Source organism: Arthrobacter sp. P1_D12 (genome assembly GCF_056406175.1).
In genome coordinates this window covers 1-9,162 of record NZ_JBFUAR010000044.1, presented here as the reverse complement: position 1 = coordinate 9,162, position 9,162 = coordinate 1, and the positions used below count along the sequence as shown (strand labels likewise).

The 9,162-nt window shown below is 63.9% G+C and carries 12 protein-coding genes and 1 pseudogene; 9 read left to right on the top strand and 4 right to left on the bottom strand.

Annotated features, from left to right (window positions below; translation table 11 throughout):
* Positions 1-761: 761 nt before the first annotated feature.
* A complete protein-coding gene (locus AC1DZV_RS21640) occupies positions 762-1,385 on the top strand; it encodes a hypothetical protein (protein ID WP_476954557.1) in 624 nt (207 codons plus the stop codon).
* Between the two features lie 352 nt (positions 1,386-1,737).
* Here the strand turns inward: AC1DZV_RS21640 and AC1DZV_RS21635 are convergent, their stop codons facing one another.
* Positions 1,738-2,151: a hypothetical protein gene (locus tag AC1DZV_RS21635; protein WP_476954556.1), complete on the bottom strand. Its 414-nt coding sequence runs from the start codon at positions 2,149-2,151 to the stop codon at positions 1,738-1,740.
* Between the two features lie 14 nt (positions 2,152-2,165).
* On the opposite strand from AC1DZV_RS21635, the gene AC1DZV_RS21630 reads away from it, so the two are divergent.
* From AC1DZV_RS21630 to AC1DZV_RS21605, 6 genes are all read left to right on the top strand, one after another.
* On the top strand, positions 2,166-2,315 hold the full coding sequence (locus tag AC1DZV_RS21630) for a hypothetical protein (protein WP_476954555.1): 150 nt from the start codon (positions 2,166-2,168) through the stop codon (positions 2,313-2,315).
* A 79-nt stretch (positions 2,316-2,394) separates the two neighbouring features.
* Entirely contained in the window at positions 2,395-2,802 is a 408-nt protein-coding gene (locus AC1DZV_RS21625) for a hypothetical protein (protein WP_476954554.1), read from the top strand.
* Between the two features lie 237 nt (positions 2,803-3,039).
* Positions 3,040-3,261, top strand: a complete 222-nt coding sequence (locus tag AC1DZV_RS21620) for a hypothetical protein (RefSeq protein WP_476954553.1) — start codon at positions 3,040-3,042, stop codon at positions 3,259-3,261.
* A 183-nt stretch (positions 3,262-3,444) separates the two neighbouring features.
* Complete coding sequence (locus AC1DZV_RS21615) at positions 3,445-4,614, top strand: IS30 family transposase (RefSeq protein ID WP_476954552.1); 1,170 nt, start codon at positions 3,445-3,447, stop codon at positions 4,612-4,614.
* Positions 4,615-4,908: 294 nt separating this feature from the next.
* Positions 4,909-5,313, top strand: coding sequence for a VOC family protein (locus tag AC1DZV_RS21610; protein ID WP_476954551.1), 405 nt, complete (start codon positions 4,909-4,911; stop codon positions 5,311-5,313).
* Positions 5,310-5,591 carry a winged helix-turn-helix transcriptional regulator gene (locus AC1DZV_RS21605; RefSeq protein WP_476954550.1) on the top strand — a complete coding sequence of 94 codons (282 nt, stop codon included), beginning with the start codon at positions 5,310-5,312 and terminating at the stop codon, positions 5,589-5,591. Before AC1DZV_RS21610 ends, AC1DZV_RS21605 begins: the two co-directional genes overlap by 4 nt.
* Positions 5,592-5,681: 90 nt before the next feature.
* Here the strand turns inward: AC1DZV_RS21605 and AC1DZV_RS21600 are convergent.
* Positions 5,682-6,725 (bottom strand): annotated as a pseudogene (locus AC1DZV_RS21600) (IS110 family RNA-guided transposase); the annotation flags it as partial.
* 438 nt (positions 6,726-7,163) lie between these two features.
* Between AC1DZV_RS21600 and AC1DZV_RS21595 the strand changes: the two are divergent.
* Both AC1DZV_RS21595 and AC1DZV_RS21590 read left to right on the top strand, forming a co-directional pair.
* Positions 7,164-7,364 carry a hypothetical protein gene (locus tag AC1DZV_RS21595; protein WP_476954549.1) on the top strand — a complete coding sequence of 67 codons (201 nt, stop codon included), beginning with the start codon at positions 7,164-7,166 and terminating at the stop codon, positions 7,362-7,364.
* A 14-nt stretch (positions 7,365-7,378) separates the two neighbouring features.
* Positions 7,379-7,591 (top strand): hypothetical protein, encoded by a 213-nt coding sequence (locus AC1DZV_RS21590; protein ID WP_476954548.1) that lies wholly within the window; start codon positions 7,379-7,381, stop codon positions 7,589-7,591.
* Between the two features lie 87 nt (positions 7,592-7,678).
* Here the strand turns inward: AC1DZV_RS21590 and AC1DZV_RS21585 are convergent, their stop codons facing one another.
* Positions 7,679-7,828, bottom strand: a complete 150-nt coding sequence (locus AC1DZV_RS21585) for a hypothetical protein (RefSeq protein ID WP_476954547.1) — start codon at positions 7,826-7,828, stop codon at positions 7,679-7,681.
* 190 nt (positions 7,829-8,018) lie between these two features.
* Positions 8,019-9,005, bottom strand: coding sequence for a DUF4192 domain-containing protein (locus AC1DZV_RS21580; protein WP_476954546.1), 987 nt, complete (start codon positions 9,003-9,005; stop codon positions 8,019-8,021).
* Between the last annotated feature and the right edge of the window lie 157 nt (positions 9,006-9,162).

Sequence of the window (9,162 nt, the reverse complement as noted above, 5' to 3'; positions counted from 1 at the left end):
GCGGCAGCCAGGTCACGATGGCCATGGCAGTTCGGCCGATGCCTTGGCAGGACCCGGCAACCGCAAGCCGCATCGACCTGCTCGGTACGCAGATGGAACAGGCTGCCCAGGAAACCCTCGACAACCTCTGCCACTGAACAGATTGCAGAGCCAGGGGTGGAGGGAGGTCTTTCCATCGTGAACTCGGCGGCCCTGGCCGGCGACCGCTCGGCACGCGGGCCTATCCCAGCCCGGCAATCCCAGCCCAGGCGCCACTTGCGCCGGTTCCGCCACCGCCACGGTCGTCGTCCTTGCCGCAACGCCTGCAGCGCTTGTAGCGGCTGCCGTCCTCGGTGATTTCCAGGTGCTGAAGTTACAGGAAGCCCTGAATATCAAGACCGTAAAGGACCTCGGCACCAACAAGTTCTTCCTCTGGGCCCAGGCAGTGGCGAAACTGGCCGAATAGGCCGCGGAGTCTGTCGCTAGTTGCCGACGACGAGTATGTTCGCGGCAGCTTCCGGTGGGCCCGTCCTCCCAGTCACCCAGTTGCGGGGTTGTAGGCTCAGGGCATGTCAGCTCATTGGGGGATGCAGACTCAGCGCGGAAGAGTACTGCTTGTTTTGGCCGGACTCGTGTTTGCGCTGGCGGGTTGTTCGTACAGTGATCCGCCTGAGCAGACCGTTAGCTCATCGTCCGAAGGGGCAACGGTGCCGCCCCGGTCATTTGGGGAAAACGTTGGTGACGTGGCCCGTCTGCTTGGTGCATCCGTAACGGACGCCGGCATGCCAACGGAAGCGGAGCCTGCCGGGGAACTGGCCACTGTACTTGCTCCTGGGGACTATGTCGTCAAGGCCGCGTGTGCCGGCGGCTACTTCGCCAAGCTGACGATCGTCGAGGGCGATGGGCTTCCGCTGTCAACAGACGTTGACTGCGACGCCACCACATTCCAGCGATTCCTAAGGCACGCGGGCGGTCCCATCACGATCAGCGCGATCCCGTCGACCGGCAGGCCCGCAGCCGCCGGGGTTGCCATAGGGCCCAACACTGACCCCATGGCTTCAGCGCAAGCAAACATGGACGAATGGTCATCAAAGCAGCTGAAACCCGCAGTGCCGGGAGAGAATGCCGGCTCCGCGGCTTCGAATTCCCCCACCAGCTTCGGAATGTCCGCCAAACCCGGCACCTACGAATTGCAGTTCGTGTGTGAAGGACCCTCCGGAACCGAACTGTCGGTGGCCAGCTGGTCCGGTGTCGAAGTCGTCGCCCCGGTGCAGGTCCATTGCAATGGGAACATCTTCAAAACGACAGTGCAGCTGGAAGCAGGCACCGAGAGAGTCGATTTCACGATGAAGCCCGGCGATGGCGCGGAGACCCGATACGCCTTCAGGCTCCTTCCGCCCACGTAGCCTCCCGCTATTCAGACGCGTCGACGGCGACTTCCATCATTGCCAGGGCGCCGATCAGCCGGGACAGTACGGCGCCGGTGAAGTGCCACAACAAAGCAAAGGGCAGGAATCCGGGATTCACCACGTTTTTGGCTTAGCCTCTAAGCATTGAGATTTCTTGGGGGAAATATGAATAAGGCGCAGAGACGCGCTCACGTTGAGCCGCCGTGTTCGGACTGCGGTTCCCGGGTGGTTCCGATCTGGAGTGACACGCGCGCCCGTTCTGAGGCGCAGCCGGACTGGCGCGTTGTCGCCCGTGAATGCAGCAACCAGCGCTGCCCTCGCCGCAGCCACGTGAACCGTTAGGGATCCTCTACCGTGCCGGTTGGAACGGCCAATGGTCTGGATAGGTATGAGGAACTGCGACGACTTGCACCGCGTCCTCATAGACAAGTCGGCCGGGGTTGCGGGTGCGAAGTGTCATCCAGGGGACGTTGTGCCGGTCGAGTAGGTCGAGGTATGCCGCCGTCATCTCAAGAAGATGCGTGGACTCGGCCTTGAACCACGATCTGGCGCCAGGATTCAGTTCCAAGTTATAGCAATCCGCTACAACGGTTGTCGGGTCGGTATATGCCGCAGAGGCGTGGGCGTTGGCAACTTGGAGCCATAGCTTATCTGCTTCACCCAGAAGCCCCTCATCTCTGAGCCCGTTGGTCATCGCGAACACACCTGGAAATCGCCCGCGACGGTTAGGGACGGCACTTTGATAGCGAATGAACTCACCCATGCAATGAGGGTACGATGCACAAATTCCTGGCGCTCTTCGCGCTGTACGCAACCGCCGTCATCATCACCTCGGTGGCTGTCGGGGATCTCTCCCGGGGCTTCGGCCTGGCGACCGCCGGCTGCATCGTGGGCTACGCAGTCCTGGCGAAGCTCAGCAGGTGGTGAGGTCCGCCGAACACAGGAACCCGCCGGCCCTGGCGCTGAACGTGCAGTCGATTCGACCCGGCGGCGTTACGCTGACGCCATGAAGAACCGGTCCATCGCCGCGCTGATGATGGTGCTGCCGCTTATGCTCGCTACCGGCTGCACCCCGGCCCCGGTGGCCTGCCCCGCCGTCGGCTACGTCAACCTGGACGCTGTGCAGCTCGATCTCTCGGGCGTTTCCGGCGCCCTCGCCGTCTCCGCCTGCTTCGGAACCAATGACCGCTGCACCCCGGTGCCAGTCACCCGCGACAGCTCCGGCCGCTGGCTGGTCCCCCAGAAGTCGCCGTTCGTCCAGCCCGACAACGCCCCGGTCCCGATCCCCCGGATCCGTGTCGTCGCCACCAGGCCGGACAAGTCCATCTCCGATCACTTGTACGGGATCGAACACACGCCGCCGCGCGGAGGCTGCGACACCACCTACGAACTCATCCCGGTGAAGGTCGCCTGAGCCACCCGGCCGGTCCCGTCCCCTCGCGCCGCCGCCGGCGGTGCGGTGTGCCGGCGATAGCCGTTGTGTCGGTCGAGTTTGGCTGGTCGGGGTGCTTTTCCCCGGCCGCGGCCCTTCTCCTGGTTCGCTGCGCTCACCGCCGGCTGCATCGTGGGGGTACGCAGTCATGGCGAGGCTCAGCAGGTGGTGAAGTCCTCAACGCTGTTCTCCAGGGGAGCTTCTGACAGAATGGCCGGCATGATCGAGATGCCGACGCCACCTGAGCCTCCTGAGCTGGAACCGGATAAGATCCGGGCGCTGATCGACTACGCGGACAAGCAAGCCGCATACGTGGAAGCCGAAATGAAGCTGATGCGCGAGCTAGGCAGGACAACTCCGGACGACGACCTGGGCGAACTCGTCGCAGGCTGGAAGTTCACCGCGCAGGGCCTGCGGGACAGCTACGACGGACGGTTCTGAGACGGAGCCATCGCTGCGATATTCGTTGGCCTACAGGCCACCGAGCACACAAGAAAGCCCGAAGCGCCGTAAAGGCACTTCGGGCTTTCGCTTTACCGCCAATCCCCGAATTCTGCAGCTAACCCGGCCTGACCGCCCGCTGCACGATCCTTGGGTTCTTGCGGTGATTGCAACACTTAGCGGATGGGTGTTGTCGTGGCGACGTATTCAATTTATGTAAGACCGGATCTTCTGCAGCTGTTTTGGGCCGGGATGCAGGCCGGTGATTTCATCACTGACGCCGTTGCGCCGATCAATACAAGCAGGCGGACTGGGCGCCGGGTCCTGGTCGAGGCCGGGGGTGTCAGGCCACGCCGGGGCCGGGATCTGAAGGGCAGGTGCCTGACCTTCGCCCAGCGTGAAGAGATCGCGGTGCTGCGCGCCCAGGGGCACTCGCTGCGCCGGATCGGGGCCGTGATCGACCGATCTGCCTCGACGGTGTCCAGGGAGCTACGGCGCAATTCGGTGGCCGGGTTGCCCTACCGGGCGACAGCGGCCCACGCGCTGGCGTATGAGCGGGCTGCGCGGCCGAAACCGGCGAAACTGCACACGAACACGGTGTTGCGTGCGAAGGTGGAAGAGGACCTGAAAAAGAAGTACTCGCCGGAGCAGATCGCAGGACGCCTGCAGGTTGAGTTTCCCGATGAGCCGGAGCTGCGGGTGTCACCTGAGACCATTTACCAGTCCCTCTACGTTCAGTCCCGCGGAGCACTCAACCGCGATCTGGCCGCGTGTTTACGCACCGGACGTGCACTCAGGCAGCCCTGCAGGAAGGCCGGCCAACGGAAGAACCGGATCCCGGGGATGATCAATATCTCCGAGCGGCCGCCCGAGGTTCAGGACCGTGCGGTGCCGGGGCATTGGGAGGGCGACCTCATCATCGGCAAGGGCAACCAGTCCGCGATCGGGACCCTCGTGGAGAGAACCACCAACTACACGATGCTCGTTCATCTGCCGGATGGATACAAAGCAGAACAAATGCGCGACGCACTGGCAGCCAAGATCAAGACGCTCCCCGAGGCGCTGAGGCACTCCCTCACCTGGGACCAAGGCATCGAAATGCAGGACTGGAAGAGCGTGAAAATAGACGCCGGCATCGACATCTACTTCTGCGACCCGCACTCACCCTGGCAGCGCGGCATCAACGAAAACACGAATGGCCTGCTCCGCCAGTACTTCCCGAAAGGCACGGACCTGAGCATCCACAGCGCCGAAGACCTCGACTGGGTCGCACAGGAACTCAACGACCGACCACGCAAAAGACTAGAGTTCAGAAAACCGATCGAATTGATCGAAGGACTCCTGTTGCAATGACCGCCTGAATCCGCCGATCCCCTTACGGGACAGCTGAAGCCATGCCCTACTCTTCACCGATACGTCTCGAAACCTCGGTGTCCCGATCCCCAGGGTTCGAGACATTTTTAGCTGGCCCATGGGAGCGCGACAAATAGCGCCGGCAAAACGCCGCCACTTACCGCTGAAAGTCAACGCACGGTCTGGTCCCTATTACTCGCCCGTACCCCTGAACGTGTTCCTACACGCCTGCAAGTTGCCGACCGCGCGGCCGAGGTCTTGACGTCGCACTTGCATTTTGCAAGCATGAGCGGCATGAGCCTTTTCATCACCTGCCCGGTCGAGAGCGTCGAGCGCGCGATCGCCTTCTACACCGCCCTGGGCTGGACCCTCAACCCGGAAATGTCCGACCACAACGTGTCATGTTTCGCGATCGCGCCCGAGCAGTACGTCATGCTCGGCAGCCGCGAGATGTATGCGAGCGTCGGCGGCGCCGAGGAGCTGGTCGGCGGACCAGATACGCCCTCGAAGGTCACGGTCTCGTTCGACCTGGGCAGTCGTCAGGCGGTCGATGAGCTCGTCGAGCGCGCCGGTGCCGCCGGCGGGCGGATCGGTGATATCGACGACTACCCCTTCATGTACCAGCGCCAGTTCGACGACCCTGACGGCTACCACTACTCGCCGTTTTGGATGAAACCGGACGCCGATCCGACCGAGTGAGCGACCTCGCCGCGGCCCTCGATATCGTGGGAGCACGGTGGGCCTTGCTCATCGTGGAGCGGCTGCTCGACGGGCCGCAGCGCTACGGCGATCTGCAGCGCGACCTCGGAGTGCCGACGAACATTCTCGCGACCCGCCTGCGCGAGCTCGAGACCGCCGGGGTACTGTCCCGTCTGCCCCTCCGGCACAACACCCGGGCCTATGCGCTAACCGACCGCGGGCTTGCCTTGCGTGAGGCGATCATCGCGCTAGGACGCTGGGGCAGCGATGAGGGCTAGTCGTGGCGCGGAATCGCGATACGCTCCGACGAGTTGGCTGGGCTCTGCCCCTGCAACACTTGGGCGGGCTGGATCCATAGAGGCGTAAAGGGTGTTGAGCTGACGGTAGAGGGTTCGGGCTAGGTAGCGCTTGAGGGATCTTCGGATTTCGCGGTAGCCGCGGCCTTCTTGGGTGCGTTTGGCGACGTACTCCCGAGTTCCGGGGTGGTGGACCATCCGGGTCATGGTGATGGTGTGCAGGGCACGATTGAGTCGCCTATCACCGCCCCTGTTGAGCCGGTGCCGGACAGTGTTACCGCTTGAGGCCGGCAGTGGATTCACCCCTGCCAGTGACGCGAAAGCAGCTTCGCTGCGAACCCTTCCTGGATGCGACCAAGCCGTCAGGACGGCAGCGACTGAAACGGCCCCGGCGCCCACCATCTCCAGCAGCGGGGCGGCGGGACTTTGCTGAATCAGCTCAGTCATGCGCTTCTGATTAGCCGCCAGCTGAGTGGTCACTTCGAGAGCGCGGCGCGCCAACCGAACCGCTTCCTCCCGCGCAATCGCTAGTTCCATCTGCTCCTGCCGTTCCCGCCATCTGGTGATCGCGTTGATCTGGGCGGGAACCAGAGGCTTGCGGGCATCGATTCCAAGATCATGTGCCCGGAGGAGGGCAATAAGTGCATTTACATTCATTGTTCGTTCCCGCGTCAGTTGATCCCGGGCTGCACTCAGGATCCTGAGCCCGGCACGGGTTCCTTCATCCCGTCGCGGAACCCGCAGTTGGGACTCCTCCAAGCCCAGGACAGCGGCTCCGATGGCCGTGGCGTCCAACGGGTCCGATTTGCCCAGCCCCCGACGGCCTCGGGCGCTCATCCGTGGAGCTTCGGCGACGTCGTAACCGGCGCCCGTTACTGCCTTGGCCAGACGGGCCCCATATGAGCCGATACCCTCAACAGCCCAAAGACATCCCATATCGCCGTCTGTCCTTCGGCCTACCCACGTGAGTGCGCGTGAAATCCCTGCCGAGGTGGTCGGGAACTGCTCGCACGCGATCTGTCGCTTAGTGCTGGCCTCGATGATGGCGTAAGTGTGGGTGCGGGCGTGACAGTCCACGCCGATGACGAACGGGCGGGTCTGCGCAACGATAGTCAACGCACCACCCTCCTTCCTTTCGAACGGGCAAGAATGGCCGCAGCACGGCCGGCGCCGGACCTGGGAAGAGTCACCTCGAGGCAAAACTGTGATGAGCCACAACCTCCAAAGGCTGGGCAAGCTTCTAATCAAGCCACCGACGTGGGACAGGTCAGCGCCGGCCGCTCCACCCAGCGTGGACAAATCGGGGCCTGGAGGAAATCAGCGACGCAGGAGCGCCGGAGGGAAATTCCTGCACCGCAGGCCCCGGTGGAGCTTGCGGAACCGGGGTTAGACGGGGTGGAGCGGACGCCTAGAATCCGCAGGACAGCAACCAAAAAACGTCGCAGACGTAAGAAAAGGCCAGGGATGACCGGAGCCCTGCGACGGACAGCACTGGACCCCACAGCCGGCCGCGCCAGCGGACGCCCGTTCTGGTCTTTGGTCTAGGCTGGCCGCATGAATAACACCAGAAGGGCAACGCTCATTTGGTCGCTGGGGGCAGTTATTTTCTCTCTCATCGGCGTCTATACCGCACTGACCTCCGACGGCGTTTGGTACCTGGTCGGGTCCGCCGTCGTCCTCCTTCTTGCCGGACTTGCCTTCGCGTCCAAAGCAATTCTGGCCCCGCGCGCAGCCGGCCAGCCCGGCAGCCAGTAGCGGACTGAAGAGCGGTGGACACCCGTGGCGAGCCCAACGGGGAGGCGCTCCCCCGGAGGGTTCTCCTGGTTCTGGCGGTGGTCTTTTCCGCAGTTGCCGTGGGTTCGCTGGCGCTGGTCTGCGTTGACCTGGCCATCGGCAGGCCTGCCGCCGGCGATGTGTTTATCGCGGGGCTGAACGGGGCGATGGCCGCGGTCTTCTGGCTGTGGCGGTCCCGGTGGCGTTAAGGCGAAGGAGCCGACACAGTGTGCCGGCTCCTTCTGTTTTCCTCGGACAAAGGAAATCTGTGGGTGCAGCGTCATCGCTGCTGGGCCTTAGAAGTTGTGGTGATCCTCGGCGTGGGCGTAGTCCACGGGACCCGTCGTGTCACCGGCTGTGAGTAGCCGTAGCTCAACGATGTCTTCGACCAGGTTGGCCTCATCGGCCGGTCTGTCGTCCTCGGTGAGTACGTATTCGGTTCCCATGCTGACACTCCGGTCCGGTTGCAGTAGCTTCCTCTCACTGTAGCCGTGGTTTCTGCATGAAGGCGCAAGGACCGGCCCCGCCCGCGTCAGCGTTATCGGCGGCCGGAGGAGCGCCAGCGGGGGAGGCCGCCGCGCTTGAATGGCCGGGCCGGATCGTTGAGGTGATCCGGCCCCGGCCATTGGGGTGCTGTTAGATCATCGGGCGTTTGTAGGAGGTTTCTGCGTTCGTCGCGACGTCGGCGATGTTGCCTCGGTTGATGAGTTCCCGCAGCAGGACCGCGAGCCGGTAGGCGGGGACGTCCTTGGTCGCGAGCTTCAGGTACCGGTCTGCTTGGCTGCCGTGGCCTTTGAGCCATTCGAGCCAGCCCATCAGGGTCAGCATCGGGGCGCGCTGGCCTTCGGGGACGGCTTTCATCAGCTCGAACGCGATCGCTTGGGCGTGGTCCACGCGGTCCCAGTCGGGGCGGCCGGTGAACTTGCCGAACATGACGTCTTCAAAGCTTCCGGTGTGGGTGGTGATGGTGTCGCGCATCAGGAAGTCGCGGATGAATTTGTGCTGGAACGCGGCGGCGAGCTTCCGGGCGGTTTCCGAGTCCGGCATGGCCGGGTTGTTCAGTGCGGCCGCCCAGTCCTGGCACGCAGCTGTGATGTCCGCGTCGGTGCCCTCGGGGGCGTGCACCGGCAGCGCCGGGTTGCTCAGGAGCGCGGGGTTGTAGAGATCGATGTCGGTGGCGCTTCCGAAGTAGGTCATTGTGGCGTTGGCGTTGCTGTCGGTGATCTGATCCAACGGGAGCTGCTCGTCGGTGCCGAACTCGGACCAGTGGGTTCCGGTCACGAGCCACACGTTGCGGACCGGCATCCGTGCCGTGGCGAGTTCGCGGGTCAGCGCGGCGACGTGCGCGGTGTAGGGGTGGAGCTGCCCGTCGGCGCCGGTCTCGTCGGAGTACACGATGATGTAGCTGGCGGTGGCCTGCTCGTCGTGGGCCGCGTAGGTGGTCAGGACCTGCGCGTAGTCCAGGGGTTCGGCCTCGGATGGGGCATCCACCCGCATGGTCGCGCCGAGGGAGCCTGCGCGGGCGGTGAGCACGACGAAGGACTCCGTGGGGTGGGTGCCGAGCAGGTGGGGGATCACTGCGAGCAGGTCAGCGGATCCGGTGATCGTGAGTTTTTCAGTCATGGTGTTGTTCCTTCTTGTCCGAGAAGTTGGGTGGGCGGGGCGGCTTAGGTGACCGGCCAGCGTCCCCTTCTCCCCCGTTGTTTTTTGGTTGCTGGCAAGCTTGCTTGCTCGGCGGCCGACGGAGGCCTGTCTACCCGCAGGGCAACCCGCAGGGCAA